General features: G+C 59.9%; 14 protein-coding genes and 1 tRNA gene. 12 read left to right on the top strand and 3 right to left on the bottom strand.

Annotated features, from left to right (window positions below):
• Nucleotides 1–168: 168 nt before the first annotated feature.
• Nucleotides 169–2,358, top strand: coding sequence for an ATP-dependent RecD-like DNA helicase (locus tag L598_RS17775; RefSeq protein ID WP_144864732.1), 2,190 nt, complete (start codon nt 169–171; stop codon nt 2,356–2,358).
• Between the two features lie 36 nt (nt 2,359–2,394).
• Nucleotides 2,395–2,757 (top strand): hypothetical protein, encoded by a 363-nt coding sequence (locus L598_RS17770; protein WP_113439484.1) that lies wholly within the window; start codon nt 2,395–2,397, stop codon nt 2,755–2,757.
• 335 nt (nt 2,758–3,092) lie between these two features.
• Here the strand turns inward: L598_RS17770 and L598_RS17765 are convergent.
• Nucleotides 3,093–3,182, bottom strand: a tRNA-Ser gene (locus tag L598_RS17765).
• Nucleotides 3,183–3,418: 236 nt separating this feature from the next.
• On the opposite strand from L598_RS17765, the gene L598_RS17760 reads away from it, so the two are divergent.
• The 5 genes from L598_RS17760 (at nt 3,419) to L598_RS17740 (ending at nt 7,800) form a co-directional block, all read left to right on the top strand.
• Nucleotides 3,419–3,745, top strand: coding sequence for a hypothetical protein (locus tag L598_RS17760; RefSeq protein WP_144864731.1), 327 nt, complete (start codon nt 3,419–3,421; stop codon nt 3,743–3,745).
• 26 nt (nt 3,746–3,771) lie between these two features.
• Nucleotides 3,772–4,461: a peptide-methionine (S)-S-oxide reductase MsrA gene (msrA, locus tag L598_RS17755; protein ID WP_144864729.1), complete on the top strand. Its 690-nt coding sequence runs from the start codon at nt 3,772–3,774 to the stop codon at nt 4,459–4,461.
• Between the two features lie 166 nt (nt 4,462–4,627).
• Nucleotides 4,628–5,620, top strand: a complete 993-nt coding sequence (locus L598_RS17750) for a BMP family ABC transporter substrate-binding protein (protein ID WP_144864727.1) — start codon at nt 4,628–4,630, stop codon at nt 5,618–5,620.
• 173 nt (nt 5,621–5,793) lie between these two features.
• Entirely contained in the window at nt 5,794–7,170 is a 1,377-nt protein-coding gene (locus L598_RS17745) for a M20/M25/M40 family metallo-hydrolase (RefSeq protein WP_144864725.1), read from the top strand.
• 12 nt (nt 7,171–7,182) lie between these two features.
• Nucleotides 7,183–7,800 carry a ribonuclease D gene (locus tag L598_RS17740; protein ID WP_144864723.1) on the top strand — a complete coding sequence of 206 codons (618 nt, stop codon included), beginning with the start codon at nt 7,183–7,185 and terminating at the stop codon, nt 7,798–7,800.
• Between the two features lie 36 nt (nt 7,801–7,836).
• Here L598_RS17740 and L598_RS17735 read toward each other — a convergent pair whose 3' ends face one another.
• Nucleotides 7,837–8,475 (bottom strand): hypothetical protein, encoded by a 639-nt coding sequence (locus L598_RS17735; RefSeq protein ID WP_144864721.1) that lies wholly within the window; start codon nt 8,473–8,475, stop codon nt 7,837–7,839.
• A gap of 207 nt (nt 8,476–8,682) precedes the next feature.
• On the opposite strand from L598_RS17735, the gene L598_RS17730 reads away from it, so the two are divergent.
• From L598_RS17730 to L598_RS17720, 3 genes are all read left to right on the top strand, one after another.
• Nucleotides 8,683–10,899, top strand: coding sequence for a transglycosylase domain-containing protein (locus L598_RS17730; protein WP_144864720.1), 2,217 nt, complete (start codon nt 8,683–8,685; stop codon nt 10,897–10,899).
• 59 nt (nt 10,900–10,958) lie between these two features.
• Nucleotides 10,959–11,711 (top strand): SDR family oxidoreductase, encoded by a 753-nt coding sequence (locus L598_RS17725; RefSeq protein ID WP_144864718.1) that lies wholly within the window; start codon nt 10,959–10,961, stop codon nt 11,709–11,711.
• 114 nt (nt 11,712–11,825) lie between these two features.
• Complete coding sequence (locus L598_RS17720) at nt 11,826–12,665, top strand: alpha/beta hydrolase (RefSeq protein WP_144864716.1); 840 nt, start codon at nt 11,826–11,828, stop codon at nt 12,663–12,665.
• Between the two features lie 43 nt (nt 12,666–12,708).
• On the opposite strand, the gene L598_RS17715 is transcribed toward L598_RS17720, so the two are convergent.
• A complete protein-coding gene (locus L598_RS17715; protein ID WP_144864714.1) occupies nt 12,709–13,152 on the bottom strand; it encodes a host attachment family protein in 444 nt (147 codons plus the stop codon).
• Between the two features lie 238 nt (nt 13,153–13,390).
• Here L598_RS17715 and cysG point away from each other — a divergent pair, with 238 nt between their 5' ends.
• Complete coding sequence (cysG, locus tag L598_RS17710) at nt 13,391–14,821, top strand: siroheme synthase CysG (RefSeq protein WP_144864712.1); 1,431 nt, start codon at nt 13,391–13,393, stop codon at nt 14,819–14,821.
• Between the two features lie 12 nt (nt 14,822–14,833).
• Nucleotides 14,834–15,145 carry a DUF2849 domain-containing protein gene (locus tag L598_RS17705; protein WP_144864710.1) on the top strand — a complete coding sequence of 104 codons (312 nt, stop codon included), beginning with the start codon at nt 14,834–14,836 and terminating at the stop codon, nt 15,143–15,145.
• The last annotated feature ends 2 nt before the right edge of the window (nt 15,146–15,147 follow it).

Below are 15,147 nucleotides of genomic sequence, written 5' to 3'. Positions count from 1 at the left end.
AAGCCGCCGGCACCCGAGGTCTTCATCCCGGCATTCGCGCGGGCGGCCCTGCAACCCCAACCAGCAATGCCGCCCGCGCTGGCGCCGCGACCATCATTGCACTAACAATCAAATTGGACCCGTCCGTGGGGGCCGATCACACAACCGGCTGCATGATCTGATGTTGCCATGAAACATCAACATCAGGATCAGGAGCGCGAAATACTCGCGGGGCTCGTCGAGCGCGTTACATTCCATAACCCCGACAACGGCTTCTGCGTCCTGCGCGTCAAGGCACGCGGCCAGCGGGACCTGATAACGACGGTAGGGCACGCCGCGACGATCTCGGCCGGAGAATGGATCACCGCCTCCGGAGTCTGGATCAACGACCGCAATCACGGCTTGCAATTCAAGGCGCATTTTCTCAAGACCTCGGCCCCATCCACCGTTGAAGGCATCGAGAAGTATCTCGGCTCGGGCATGATCCGCGGCATTGGGCCGGTCTATGCCAAGCGCCTTGTCAAACAGTTCGGCACGGATGTGTTCGACATTATCGAAGCAAGCCCTGAGCGCCTGCGCGAGGTAGAAGGGATCGGCCCCGTCCGGGCGACCAGGATCATCTCCGGCTGGGCCGACCAGAAGGTCATCCGGGAGATCATGGTCTTCCTGCACCAACATGGGGTGGGCACGGCGCGGGCGGTGAGGATCTTCAAGACCTATGGCGCTGACGCCGTGCAGGTGATGAGCGAGAACCCGTATCGGCTGGCCAAGGATATTCGGGGTATAGGTTTCCGCACGGCCGATCTCATCGCGGAAAAGCTCGGCATCGAAAAGACCGCCATGATCCGAGTGCGCGCCGGCATTTCCTTCGCGCTGACCGAGGCGATGAGCGACGGCCATTGCGGATTGCCACGAGGCACACTGACGGAACTTGCCGAGAAGCTGCTGGAGGTTCCAGCCGAGCTCATCGAATGCGCCATGCGGCTCGAACTCGAGGAGGGAACGGTCACTGCCGACCGGGTTGGCGACACCGATTGTCTGTTCCTGGCCGGTCTCTACATGGCCGAGCGCGCCATCGCCGAGAACTTGAAGCGGTTGGGCCGCGGATCACAGCCGTGGCCCGAGATTGATGCTGATCGTGCATTGCCTTGGGTCGAACAGAAGACCGGCCTCACACTCGCCGCCAGCCAGGCGAAGGCGATCAAGCTGGCGCTGGCCTCGAAAGTCCTGGTCATTACCGGTGGTCCCGGTGTCGGCAAGACCACGATCGTCAATTCGATCCTGCGCATTCTGGCGGCAAAGGGCACAAGGCTTCTGCTCTGCGCGCCGACCGGCCGTGCCGCCAAGCGCATGTCCGAAGCGACCGGTAGGGAAGCCCGAACCATCCACCGCCTGCTGGAATTCGACCCCAAGGCCTTCGGCTTCAAGCGAAATGACGAAAACCCGCTCGACTGCGATCTGCTCGTCATCGATGAAAGTTCAATGGTGGATGTCTCGCTGATGCAGTCCCTCCTCAAGGCCGTGCCCGATTCGGCCGCCTTGCTGATCGTGGGCGACATCGACCAACTGCCATCGGTCGGACCGGGCCAGGTGCTTGCCGACATCATCGGCTCCGGCGCGGTTACCGTCGTGCGGCTGACAGAGGTGTTCCGCCAGGCCGCCCAAAGCAGGATCATCACCAGTGCCCACCAGATCAATGAGGGGCGGCTGCCAGACCTTCTTCCTCCGGACGGCGAGTCCGACTTCTATTTCGTGCCGGCTGCGGATCCCGAACAGGCGGTGCCGCGCATCGTTGAGCTGGTTCGACATCGCATTCCGCGACGCTTCGGCTTCGACCCGATCAGGGATATTCAGGTGTTGTGCCCGATGAACCGTGGTGTCGTCGGTGCTCGCTCGCTCAACATCGAGCTACAGGCAGCCCTCAACCCGGCCGGCGAGCAGAAGGTCGAGCGCTTCGGTTGGACCTTTGCGCCCGGCGACAAGGTCATGCAGATCGAGAACGACTATGACAAGGAAGTCTACAACGGCGATATCGGCATGATCGAGAGCGTCGATCTCGACGAGGGTGAGGTGGCGATCGACTTCGATGGCCGTGCGGTGACCTTCGATTTCGGAGAGCTCGACACCATCGTGCCGGCCTATGCGGCAACGATCCACAAGGCCCAGGGTTCGGAATACCCAGCCGTGGTCATCCCGGTGATAACCCAGCATTATGCAATGCTGCAGCGGAACCTGCTGTATACCGGTGTAACCCGTGGCAAGAAGCTGGTTGTCCTGGTCGGACAGAAGAAGGCCGTCGCCATTGCCGTGAAGAATGTCTCGGGTCGCCGCCGCTGGTCGAAACTGGCGGAATGGCTGCATGACGGCACGGGGCGATAATCCGCAGCTTTTCGGCGCGGGAACAGGAGTAGAGCGTTGGATTCGTTCGAGAACATCTGGAAGAAGCAGTGTGAAGCGGCGCGAACGATCAAGACGCGTTATGGCGACAAGGCTGCCTTCGACTACCTGATCGGAGAAAAGCTGCTACATTTCATGGCGGCTGCGAAGGACCGATCCGAGTTCGCGCGTCACCTGCCGGCGTTCGTTTCAGCAGTGAGAGAGATTTTCCTGGCATCCGAGATCGACCAACATCTTGAACGACTGCAGGCCAGGCTGGCCGAGAATGCTCGAGACCACGACGAACTCGATCTCGAAGGCTCGAACACCGCGAAGTCGGACCTGGAACTCCTGCGGCAAATCTCGGATTTGCTTCGTGCGCCGAACCTCGGAACAGCATAGCCAGGTCCGGATATTGTTGACCAGATTGGTCCGCCAGATTGCGCGGTATCACGCTCGAAAACGTCCACCGTGGGTGACTTAGATCGAGTCAGTTGGCGGCGGCACCCGTTGCAACCCGGGCGTAGTTCCGAAACGCCAACGCATTGTATTCGTGCGATCTTTATCATCCGAACCGAAACGACCGAGGTTCGCATGGTTTGAGACAAAGGTTGTCCAGAGACCGAAAATCGGCGCTCGGGCAGTCTCTGAGGTTCGGTCGACGTTGCTAACCCCCTTTGAAATCAAAAGGAATTTCGGTGCTCAGATCGGGATGTGGGGAGTTCGTAATATGATAGTGGCGGAGAGAGAGGGATTCGAACCCTCGATACGGTTTCCCGTATACACGCGTTCCAGGCGTGCGCCTTCAACCACTCGGCCACCTCTCCATGCCGTGCCGCTGAAAGGCGGCATCATGCGCGTGGCTCATCTAGTCGAATTGCAGCGGAATGCCAAGCCGTTGAGACGACTTTTCCCGAATTGCCAATGGTATTGACGACAGTCGCTTTGCATACAAGAGTTCGGGGCACTGTTCTCCTATTATGCCGACAAAATCCGCACATCAATTGTCAAGCCTCATAGCTAGACCTATCTTTGATAGGACTACCAGTTTATCGGGGATCGAATGATCCGCTTCCTGTTTCGCGCCTTGGCGACCGTCGCACTTGCACTCGCCGTTGTCATGGCCGTTGTCGATGCGACGAGAACCATTGCGACGTCGGCCCTCGTCCTGACGCCGCTTGGCGAAAGTTGGCATTCGGCTTCGCCGAAAACCTTCGAAGCAGCGCGAGAATGGCTGGAGGGCCTCGGACTGTCCGGTCTGTGGGACCCGGCGCTGATCACGATATTGGCCCTGCCCGGCTTTATCGTGTTCGCCGTTCTGGCGCTGGCCCTTTACGCCATCGGCAGGCGCCCGCAACGACTCGGAGGCGACTTCGTCAGGAGCGCGTGAACGTCCAACAAGAAAGGAGGAGACGCATGTTCTTCCTCAGCGACATCATGAACAAGAAACTAAGAATGCCAGCGGAATCGGAAGCGTTGCGCGGGCGTGACCAGCCTATCCCGACCGCAGCGACCCATCATGTCTCGGGCCGCTTGTTGAAAGGACCGTATCCCGCAGGATCCGAAAAAGCCTATTTCGGAATGGGCTGCTTCTGGGGCGCCGAGCGGCTTTTTTGGCAGACCGAGGGCGTTTGGTTGACCGCTGTCGGCTATGCCGGGGGCCATACTCCCAATCCTACCTATCAGGAAACCACGACCGGTTTGACAGGCCATGCCGAGATTGTGATGGTGGTCTACGATCCCAAGGCGGTTTCCTATGCGGAACTGCTCAGGCTGTTCTGGGAAAGTCATGACCCTACTCAAGGAATGCGCCAAGGCAACGATGTCGGCACGACGTATCGTTCGGCAATATACACCACGACTGATGAACAACTTGCCGAGGCCGAAGCTTCGCGTGATGCCTATCAGCAGGCGCTTACCCGTGCGGGTCGCGGTCGCATCACCACTGAAATAAAGCCTGCACCGGTATTCTATTTCGCGGAAGCCGAGCACCAGCAATATCTGTCGAAGAATCCGTTCGGTTATTGCGGTCTCCAGGGGACCGGCGTGGAATGCGCCATTCCCGGTGACGACAGAAAGGCGGTTGCGGCAGCGGAAACGCGCTGATGCCGGTTCTCTGGGGGCCAAGATTCCAGGTGAATTTTGACTGACGGCATGCAAAAGTAAAAGAGAGTGGGAGAGGTACTACTCCTGCCGCGGGCCGCACGTCCGCCGGCAAGGTGTCGGATGCGCGGAACGGTTCGATAAAGCAAACCGACAGGGTGTGGATCCGATGAAGCGCATTATCCTTGGCCTCCTGGCCGCAACCGCAATGTCCCTATCGGCTCACAGTGCCGAAGTGAGCCCGGCCATCATCTACGACATGGGCGGCAAGTTCGACAAATCATTCAACGAGGCCGCCTATAACGGGGCCGAGAAGTTCAAGACCGAGACCGGCGTAGAATATGTCGAGTTCGAGATCTCCAATGAAGCGCAGCGCGAGCAGGCGCTTCGCCGCTTTGCAGAGGATGGCCGGGGACCGATCATGGTCGTCGGTTTTGCATGGGAGGCTCCTCTTCAGAAAGTGGCGGACGAATATCCCGATACTGATTTCGCGGTCATCGACATGGTCGTCGACAAGCCGAATGTGCGCTCCATCGTCTTCAAGGAGCAGGAAGGCTCCTATCTGGTCGGTTTGCTCGCGGCCATGGCCTCCAAGACCGGAACGATTGGCTTTGTCGGCGGCATGCAGGTTCCGCTGATCGGCAAGTTCGAGTGCGGCTATGTCCAGGGCGTCAAGGAGACCGATCCGGATGCCAAGGTCATCCGCAACTATACCGGCGACACGCCGGCGGCATGGAACGATCCGACCAAGGGTGGCGAAATCGCCAAGACGCAGATGGACCAGGGCGCCGACGTCGTCTATCACGCTGCCGGCGGCACGGGCGTCGGCGTGCTGCAGGCAGTGGCCGATGCCGGCAAGCTTGGCATAGGCGTCGATTCGAACCAGAACTACCTGCACCCCGGCAATGTCTTGACCTCGATGGTCAAGCGCGTCGATGTCGCCGTCTACAGTGCCTTCATGGACGCCCAGAACGGCAAATTCACCTACGGGATCAACAATCTGGGCCTTGCCGAGGACGGCGTCGGCTACGCGCTCGACGAACACAATGAGGGACTGGTCACGGACGAGATGAAAGCCGCGGTCGAAAAAGCCAAGGCCGCCATCATCGCCGGTGAGATCAAGGTTCACGATTTCATGTCGGACAATAGCTGTCCGTTCTGAGGGATCGTCTGAAAGACGAGAAAAGGGGCCGTCACAGCCCCTTTTCCCTTTTTGTTTCGGCCATGGGGCATCCGGAGGCTTATTCCCTTTTGCGCTGTGGATCTTGGCTTTCCTTTGTCGCCCGAAAGATTCTACTGTCGCGCTCCAGAATCATTACCAAAACGGTTTTCGTCATGCCTGAGCTTGCACCGGTCCTCGATCATCTCGACAAGTCCCTTGATCAAAGTCTCGAACGGCTCTTCACGCTCCTGCGTTTGAAGTCCATCTCGACCGACCCGGCCTTTGCTGACGAGTGCCGTAAGGCGGCGGAATGGCTTGTGGAGGACCTCAGGTCCATAGGCTTTGAAGCGAGTGTTCGCGATACCCAAGGTCATCCGATGGTGGTTGCCCATCACGATGGTGACGGTCCTCATATCCTCTTCTATGGGCATTACGACGTGCAGCCGGTCGATCCGCTTGATCTGTGGGATGCGGATCCGTTTGCCCCGGCGCTCGCAGAGCGGGATGGTCACAAGGTGATCTGCGGCCGCGGCTCTGCCGATGACAAGGGCCAGCTCATGACCTTTGTCGAGGCCTGCCGCGCCTATAAAGCCGTGCATGGCAAGCTCCCCTGCAAGGTGACAATCCTGTTCGAGGGTGAGGAGGAGTCCGGTTCTCCTTCCCTTAAGCCGTTCCTCGAAGCAAATGCGGAGGAATTGAAGGCCGATTTCGCCCTCGTTTGCGATACCGGCATGTGGGATCGGGCGACCCCTGCCATCTCGACCGCTCTGCGCGGGCTGGTCGGCGAGGAGGTGACGGTCAAGGCCGCCAATCGGGATTTGCATTCCGGCGAGTTCGGCGGCGCGGCGGCAAACCCGATCCGTATCCTGGCCAGAATCCTCGCCGATATTCACGACGAAAACGGCCGCGTGACCATCCCCGGCTTCTATGACGGCGTGGAGGAGACCCCGAGCCAAATCCTGAAATCCTGGGAGACGTTGGGGCTGACTCCTGAAAAATTTCTTGGGCCAATCGGTCTTTCCGAACCTGCCGGTGAAAAGGGCCGCAGCATTCTGGAACTGGTCTGGGCCAGGCCGACCGCGGAATTCAATGGCATCAGCGGAGGCTATACCGGAAAGGGCTTCAAGACCGTGATTGCGGCGGAGGCTTCGGCAAAGGTCTCCTTCCGCCTCGTTCACAGCCAGGATCCCGACAAGATCCGGGCCGCCTTCCGCGAATTCGTCAAGGCACGGATCCCAACTGACTGCTCGGTCGAGTTTGCAAAGCATGGCGGTTCGCCGGCGATTCAGCTTGCCTACGATTCGCCCTTTCTGTCGAAGGCACAAGCCGCGCTCACGGACGAATGGCCGAACCCGGCCGTCATGACCGCCATGGGCGGATCGATCCCGATAGTGGGCGATTTCCAAAAGATGCTCGGCATGGAATCGCTGCTTGTGGGCTTTGGTCTTCCGGATGATCGCGTCCATTCGCCGAATGAGAAATATGATCTGGCATCCTTCCACAAGGGGCAGAGGTCCTGGGTGCGTATTCTCGACGCACTGGCGAAGTAAGCAGGCAAGCCGATGACGATCCGCTTTCACAAGCAGGACCTTCCGGACCTTGCTCACTATGATGTCGAGGCCGTGGCAATCGATACCGAGACCCTCGGTCTCAACCCGCATCGCGACCGGCTCTGCGTGGTGCAGCTTTCGCCGGGGGATGGGACGGCAGACGTAATTCAGATCGCGCCGGGTCAGAAGCGGGCGCCGAACCTCGTCCAGCTCCTGAGGAATCGGCGCATCACCAAGCTTTTTCACTACGGACGCTTCGATCTCGCCGTGCTTTACAAGACTTTTGGCGTCATGGCGGAACCGGTCTTCTGCACAAAGATCGCATCAAGGCTGACGCGCACCTATACGGATCGGCACGGTCTAAAAGACATCTGTTCGGAACTCCTGAACATTAGTCTTTCCAAACAGCAGCAGTCTTCGGACTGGGCGGCTGAAAGACTTTCGCCCGAGCAACTGGAATATGCCGCTTCGGACGTTCTCTACCTGCATAAGCTCCGCGACGCACTTGCCGGTCGTCTGGCGCGCGACGGCCGCTTGCGTGAGGCAGAAGCCTGCTTCAGGTTCCTGCCGACGCGAGCCAGGCTGGATCTGATGGGCTGGGACGAAGAGGATATCTTCGCCCATAGCTGACGGACCCGGTTCCCGCTATTCTGCGGTCATCTCGCTCTAATGCCGCGTTAAAGGCTCCGCGGCACTGCTCTCGTCAGCCGCTTTCCTGGCGGTGACAAGGACACGAATACCCGCACACATCATCAGATAATAGGCAAGCAACTCGAACAATTCTTCGATGAAAATGGGCAGGGAGCGGATGCCGAAGAGGAAGCCATGTCCGTCGAGCCGATCCGCGATGATGAGAAGGATTGCTGCCGTCGCAAAAGGCCAGACATCGCGGCTGCGTACATAGTCTACCAGTGTCGGCATCAACCGCCAGCGCAGGACGATATAAGGAACTGCAATGAGAACCACCAGTGCTGCTTCGTGCAAGCGGAAAGAGCCTGAATTCAGATAGTCTGTCACCGGGCCGACAACCTGGAGTTCCAACTCCCGGAGATAGAAAACGGCGGAAACGACCGCCGCGCCAATCGACGCCATACGGCCGGCCGATTGCTGGTGGATGGCTGACCAGGCAAATACGACTACGGCAGCCACGAGCGCTATTTCCTGGGCTATCTCAAGCGGATGATCTTCCAGGGAAGTGTTGCGCAGCCCCAGCGCGGCCGCCATAGCCAATGCCGCTACTATGATTATGGCTGCACCGACACCGGTCCAGATGCTAAAACGCTGCCCAAACCTGAAATGGTTCATAATTCCGTCACAAAATGTTCTCCCATCTTATGGTGGTCCGGCTCCGCGGTTTCAAGTAACAACCCTTGGGAGTCGTAAAAGAACCGAATTTGTGATCGGGTACAGCGGTTCCAAGGATTCCACGAATTTGTCTCTTAACGACCCCTTAAATCGCCGCATTTAGCCTTCACCGGCACCACCGACACGAGGCACGGGGATCGCTGCGGGATGGCAAGGAAAAAGCCGACGAGACGGATCGAGCCAAGCTTTGACGCTCCGCGAGCGCGCGGGGGGGCAGGCGGATTGTCAGTCAGTGAAGCAGATCGTGTCGTGCCTTCTCGCGGCAGAAAAACGCGCAAGGCATCCGGATCCGGGGGACGTTCGTCAAAGCGTCGTCGCTCAGGCCGGGGCAAGAGGCGAGGTTTCTTCGGGCTGTTGCGCAAGGGCGTTTATTGGTCTTTTGTCCTCGGTTTGTGGGCCGTGATCGTAGTCGCCGGCATTGTCGCCTATTACGGCGCAAAAATGCCGAGCGCGACCACCTGGACGGTTCCGGATCGGCCTCCGAACGTCCGTATCGTGTCGGTTGACGGCAAGCTTCTGGCCAATCGTGGAATGACTGGCGGCGAGGCTATCGGTCTGCATGAGATGTCGCCCTATATTCCGCAGGCCGTCATCGCCATCGAGGATCGAAGGTTCTATTCGCATTTCGGTGTCGACCCGATCGGCCTCGCTCGCGCCATGGCGGAGAATATCATGGACGGCCGGATCACCCAGGGGGGCTCGACGCTTACGCAGCAGCTTGCGAAGAACCTTTTCCTGGAACCGGACCGCACCATCGAGCGCAAGGTGCAGGAAGTACTGATGGCCCTGTGGCTGGAGCAGGAGCACACGAAGGATCAGATTCTCGAAATGTATTTGAACCGGGTCTATTTCGGTTCCGGTGCCTATGGCGTGGAAGCGGCCTCGCGCCGCTATTTCGGCAAATCCGCGCGGGAAGTCACCCTTTCGGAAGCTGCGGTGCTGGCCGGTCTTCTCAAGGCGCCATCGCGCCTGTCGCCGGCGCGCGATCCCCATGCTGCCGAGGAACGTGCCCAACTGGTGCTCGCTGCCATGCGGGAACAAGGCAAGATAACGGACAAGGAAATGGCCACTGCAATGAGTGTTCGGCCGATACGGGCGCCATCCTACTGGAGCGGCTCGGAAAACTATGTCGCCGATCGCATCATGGAGCAGCTACCGGAACTGATCGGCGAGGTGCGGGCCGACATTACGGTCGAGACGACCGTCGATCTCCGATTGCAGCAGGTCGCGGAAAAGACGATACGCAACCTGATAGACGAAAACGGCAAGACACTGAATGTCAGCCAGGGAGCGCTCGTCTCGATGGACGGGACCGGAGCCATTCGGGCGCTTGTGGGCGGCTATGACTATGCGGCTAGCCAGTTCGACCGGGCATCGGGTGCGCGTCGCCAGCCGGGCTCGGCCTTCAAGCCTTTTGTTTTTCTGGCAGCGCTGGAACAGGGCCGCACTCCGCAGAGCATCCGTAACGATGCACCCATCAAGATCGGCAAATGGACGCCCCAGAATTATGGCGGCAAATATCACGGCCAGGTTACGCTGTCGGAGGCTCTTGCCGGATCCTTGAATTCCGTGGCGGCGCAGCTTGTCATGGAGGCCGGCCCGAAGAATGTCGTCGAAGTCGCGCACCGCATGGGCATCGAATCCAAGCTGAACGCAAACGCATCGATCGCTCTCGGCACTTCCGAAGTGACGCCACTCGAACTGACCGCTGCTTATGTCCCGCTCGCCAATGGCGGGTATCGTCCCGAACCCCATCTCGTCCGCCGTATCACCTCCGAATCCGGAAAGGTGCTCTATGAGCACGAGCACCAGGGGATGCCGCGTGTCGTCAATTCCGAAATCGTCGGCATGATGAATGCGATGATGTCACGGGCAATAAAGGAAGGCACGGCACGCAAGGCCGATTTCGGCTGGCCCGCTGCCGGCAAGACTGGCACGACACAGGATTCGCGCGATGCCTGGTTCGTCGGTTATACCGCCAAACTTGTTACCAGCGTCTGGTTCGGCAATGACAGCGGCAAGCCCACAAAGGGAATTACCGGAGGCGGATTGCCAGCCATCGCCTGGCACGATTTCATGGCAGCCGCCCATGAGGGCGTTCCGATTGCCAATCTGCCGGGCAACTGGACCCCGGTACCGCAATATGACATTCGCGAGCGAAGACCTTCCGAGCCGCTGGTTTCGTCGGCCGCCGGGGGATACGACAATGCGGCGGGGTCTTCCCAGGCTGTCCCGGATACGCCCCGGCCGCGGGTGGAGGTCGGGCAAACCTCTTCGATAAGGCGGCCGGTGCCTCCGGGCGAGGTGGGTGGCGCTACCGTGCGCCGCGAGACCTCTATCCTCGATATCATCCTGGGTAACTGAGAGAGGCCTCTATCGCAATCCGTCGAGCCATAGGCTACATAGAAGCCCATGGAGGCCCTATGGCGACAGATACTGACCAGAGAAAGACCCTTGTACTGACAGGAGCGAGCCGGGGTATCGGTCATGCCGCCGTGAAACGATTCTCGCGTGAAGGCTGGCGGGTCATTACCTGTTCCAGGCAGGCCTTTTCAGAGGATTGTCCTTGGCCAGCGGGGCCGGAGGATCATATCCAGCTTGATCTTTCCGATCAGGAAGGCGTCGGCATCGCAATTGCTGAAATCCGCCATAGGCTCGAAGCGAATGGCGGGAGACTCAATGCGCTTGTCAACAATGCGGCGATCTCGCCCAAGCTCGAAGGCGGCGGACGCATGAACTCGATCGAGACGCCGATGCATGTCTGGCGCGACGTGTTTCAGGTCAATTTCTTCGCACCGATCATGCTGGCACGGGGGCTATTCAAGGAACTGGCCACCGCCAAGGGCTCCATTGTCAACGTCACCTCGATCGTCGGCAGCCGTGTGCATCCCTTCGCAGGCACGGCCTATGCGACATCCAAAGCCGCGCTTGCCGCATTGACTCGCGAGATGGCGGGCGATTTCGGTCCATACGGAATCCGGGTCAACGCCATCGCCCCGGGCGAGATCGAGACATCGATCCTGTCTCCGGGAACCGAAAAGCTTGTCGAAACCATCCCTCTGAGAAGGCTCGGCCAGACCTCCGAAGTGGCCGACACAATCTTCTTCCTGTGCTCCGACCAATCCTCCTATGTGACCGGTTCGGAAATCCACATCAATGGCGGCCAGCACGTATAGGAAATGGTTCGGCATCATGCCGGGATGCGGCAGCAGGCCCCGAAGTCTTCTTTGCCCTCGTCTATTTCTTTCTGCCCTGAATTACCGGCTCGCTGATGGGAAAGGTGCTCGTAAATGACCACGCCGCGTTCCGCCTATATCGCTGCCGCCGGCTTCGAGATACATGTCACCGAATGGGGAGATCCTAAAAATCCGGCCCTCGTCATGTGGCACGGGCTGGCGCGCACGGGCCGGGATTTCGACGAGGCCGCTTCGGCACTCTCCGATACCTATTTCGTGATCTGCCCGGATACCTTGGGCCGCGGCCTTTCAAGCTGGGCGAGCGACCCGGAGGCCGACTACTCCTATCAAGCCTTCGGCGATACTGCGCTCGCTGTCTTCGACCATTACGGCATCGACAAGATGCGCTGGGTCGGAACCTCGATGGGTGGGCTGATTGGTGTGACACTTGCAGCCGATCGGCTCAAGGGTCGCATGACCCATCTCGTCATCAACGACATCGGCCCGGAAATTCCCGCCGAGGGGAGCGGACGCATCGCGAGCTATGTGGGTAACCCGCCTGTATATGACACCGTTAGCGAACTCGAGGCATGGCTGCGCAGGAATTACGCTCCTTTTGGCAAGAACAGCGACGAATTCTGGCGGCGTATGGCCGATACCTCATATCGCCGTACCGACGAAGGCCGCATCACGGTGCATTACGATCCGCGGATCGTCACGCAACTGACTTATCACAAAGCTGACCTCGATGTGTGGGACGCCTACGACGCCGTAGAGGCCAGGACCTTGCTGCTGCGCGGCGAGGACTCCGACGTCCTGCCGGTCAATGTCGCGAAGGAGATGACTCGCCGGGGCCCGAGGCCCAGGCTCGAGATCATGCACGATTGCGGTCATGCGCCCACACTGACTACATGGCACGAAATCGCATTGCTGCGGGAGTTTCTGGCGGGGTAATTCTCGCCCGTGCCCTTCAAACCGGCACCATGCTGCTTCTGCGTCAGGTGAGAATTCTCTCTATCTCATCAACCGTGTGGTTGGTCAGTGTCTTGGCAATTTCGCCCCTGACCTTCTCTTCGACTTCCTTGTGCATCTCCTTGCGGATTTGCCCGAGCACTGTCGGCGGGGCGACGAGAACGATCTGGTCGAAATCTCCCCGATGCGCCATCTTGTAGAGGCGCTCGGCGATCTCTTGAGCGAAGCGTTCCTTTTCGATGCGGTGCCAGTCGGTTTCGGCGACGGCGCTCCGGTGGGAGCTGGGACCGTCGCTCAACCGGCCCGGTCGATCCGTGCCCTGTTCGCGCGTCGGAGGATTGTCTTCGTTGATCTGGCGGACAACTTCGAGATTGGGGTATTTGGCGTCTCCTTCGTTGCGCAGGAAAAGCGCCTTTTCGCCGTCGGCCACCAGTACCCACATATCATGGGTGAGGCGTATGTTGCCCATCGCATTCTCCCTTCTTCCGTGGTTTTGCTGCAGCCTTTCATTTGGAACGCCCTGAAGATTGAGGGGTTCCTTTTGGCCATCTTGGGCGGTCGACTTCCGGATGGGAGATATTTTTTCTCAACCTGGCTGGGGATGCGCAAAAGCAATTGCTCCACGGCCGCGCCGGCGCGAGCGGGTTTCTTCTGAAAATTCGCCGCAGGAGCCATTATCCGGCACTTCTCCAGAGAAGACGACGGATATGGCGCACCAGACACCAAAGCTGAACGCATTCCCCATATTCATGCGGGTGGAAAAGCGCGTCGTCGTGATTGTCGGCGGCGGTGACGAGGCCTTGGCCAAGGCGCGGTTGATCGGTCAATCGAGTGCCGCCATCCGTGTCATCGCCGACCGTGCGGAGCCGGCTCTGATCGAATGGGCTGCCGCAAACGGTGCAGAGCTTCTACACCAGGGCTATGACGCCGCATACCTCGCAGGCGCGCTGCTGGTCTTCGCCGCCACCGGAGACGAAGCCCTCGACCGGCGGGTCATTAAGGATGCCCGCAGCCTTGGCATCCCGGCCAATGCCGTCGACCGTCCCGAGCTTTGCGATTTTTACACGCCCGCCCTGGTCAATCGCGCGCCCGTTTCCGTGGCCATCGGAACGGAAGGCGCCGGCCCGGTTCTCGCCCAGATGATCCGTGCCCGCATCGATCGGATGCTTGTACCGTCGCTTGGACGGTTGGCCATGCTTGCCGAGGCCTATCGCGAGAAAGTTGAGAAACTTGTGCCGGAAGGCAGCGCCCGGCGCCATTTCTGGAAAACCTTCTTTACCGGCGAGCCTGCCCGCGCGACCGAAACCGGCGATGATGACCGCGCCCGCCGCAGCGCGAACCGGCTGCTGTCCGATGCCGGTACGCTGCCGGGGCACGTCGCGCTGGTCGGTGCCGGGCCGGGCGCCGAAGACCTTTTGACATTGCGCGCTCATCGCCTGCTTATGGAGGCGGACGTCATCATCCATGACGCGCTGGTGCCTGAGGCGGTCATTGCCATGGGCCGCCGCGATGCGGAGCGCATCGCCGCCGGCAAGCGCAAGGGCTGTCACTCCAAGAGCCAAGGGGAGATCAATGCTCTCCTGGTGGAACTTGCCCGCAAAGGCAAGCGTGTCGTCCGGCTCAAATCCGGCGATCCGTTGATCTTCGGCCGCGCCGGCGAGGAGATGGCCGCGCTGCGTGATGCCGGGATTTCGTATGAAGTCGTTCCGGGCGTCACGGCAGCCTTCGCCGCCGCCGCCGATTTCGAGCTTCCGTTGACCCTGCGTGGTGTCGCATCCTCCCTGGTATTCACCACCGGCCACGATCTCAAGGGTCACGCGCTGCCCGATTGGGCGAAGCTTGCTATCTCCGGCGCCACCGTGGCGGTCTATATGGGCCGTTCAACGGCCGCCGAGGTGGCCGGCCGTCTGATCGATGCAGGGCTTTCTCCCGATACCGCTGTCGGCGTGGTGGAGAATGCCAGCCTCGGCGGGCGGCGGATGTTCCACGGTACGCTTGCCGATCTGCCGTCTCTGGAAAGCCGGAACGACCTCGAGGGACCGGTGATGACAATCATCGGCGATGCTGTGGCCGGCGCCCGTTTCGAACGATCCGAGCCGTTGGCGCACAAGATTGGTACCACTGCTGCCACGGTCTGAAGGAGATCTGCCATGAAGAAGATCCTTACCGCCAATCGGCTAAGTGACGGTGAAGCCGTCTGGCTCGCGGCGGACCATTCCTGGGTGGAGCGCATCGATGACGCGGAGGTCGCTTGCAGCGAGGAGGCCCGCGAGAAGCTGGAGCGCGCCGGTAAGGCCGCTTTCCTCAAGAATGAGGTCGTGGATGTTGAACTGATCGATGTGGAGCTAGTGGACGGAAAAATATGGCCGATCAGGCTTCGTGAGCGCATCCGCGCGGCTGGACCCACGATTCATCCCGAGCTTGGCAAGCAAGCCCGCCGACCTGTGCCGGTAGCGGCCTGAAC

This window comes from Mesorhizobium sp. J18, assembly GCF_007829525.1.
In the GTDB taxonomy this organism is placed as follows: Bacteria; Pseudomonadota; Alphaproteobacteria; order Rhizobiales; family Rhizobiaceae; genus VLJP01.
Note: the sequence above shows the minus strand (reverse complement) of the source record. Positions and strands in the feature narration are given on the sequence as shown.

What these genes read in the sequence shown, in the direction of transcription:
- L598_RS17775 (WP_144864732.1), top strand. Translation starts at nt 169, where the DNA reads ATGAAACATCAACATCAGGATCAGGAGCGCGAAATACTCGCGGGGCTC.
- L598_RS17760 (WP_144864731.1), top strand. Translation starts at nt 3,419, where the DNA reads ATGATCCGCTTCCTGTTTCGCGCCTTGGCGACCGTCGCACTTGCACTC.
- msrA (WP_144864729.1), top strand. Translation starts at nt 3,772, where the DNA reads ATGTTCTTCCTCAGCGACATCATGAACAAGAAACTAAGAATGCCAGCG.
- L598_RS17750 (WP_144864727.1), top strand. Translation starts at nt 4,628, where the DNA reads ATGAAGCGCATTATCCTTGGCCTCCTGGCCGCAACCGCAATGTCCCTA.
- L598_RS17745 (WP_144864725.1), top strand. Translation starts at nt 5,794, where the DNA reads ATGCCTGAGCTTGCACCGGTCCTCGATCATCTCGACAAGTCCCTTGAT.
- L598_RS17740 (WP_144864723.1), top strand. Translation starts at nt 7,183, where the DNA reads ATGACGATCCGCTTTCACAAGCAGGACCTTCCGGACCTTGCTCACTAT.
- L598_RS17735 (WP_144864721.1), bottom strand. Translation starts at nt 8,475, where the DNA reads ATGAACCATTTCAGGTTTGGGCAGCGTTTTAGCATCTGGACCGGTGTC.
- L598_RS17730 (WP_144864720.1), top strand. Translation starts at nt 8,683, where the DNA reads ATGGCAAGGAAAAAGCCGACGAGACGGATCGAGCCAAGCTTTGACGCT.
- L598_RS17725 (WP_144864718.1), top strand. Translation starts at nt 10,959, where the DNA reads ATGGCGACAGATACTGACCAGAGAAAGACCCTTGTACTGACAGGAGCG.
- L598_RS17720 (WP_144864716.1), top strand. Translation starts at nt 11,826, where the DNA reads ATGACCACGCCGCGTTCCGCCTATATCGCTGCCGCCGGCTTCGAGATA.
- L598_RS17715 (WP_144864714.1), bottom strand. Translation starts at nt 13,152, where the DNA reads ATGGGCAACATACGCCTCACCCATGATATGTGGGTACTGGTGGCCGAC.
- cysG (WP_144864712.1), top strand. Translation starts at nt 13,391, where the DNA reads ATGGCGCACCAGACACCAAAGCTGAACGCATTCCCCATATTCATGCGG.
- L598_RS17705 (WP_144864710.1), top strand. Translation starts at nt 14,834, where the DNA reads ATGAAGAAGATCCTTACCGCCAATCGGCTAAGTGACGGTGAAGCCGTC.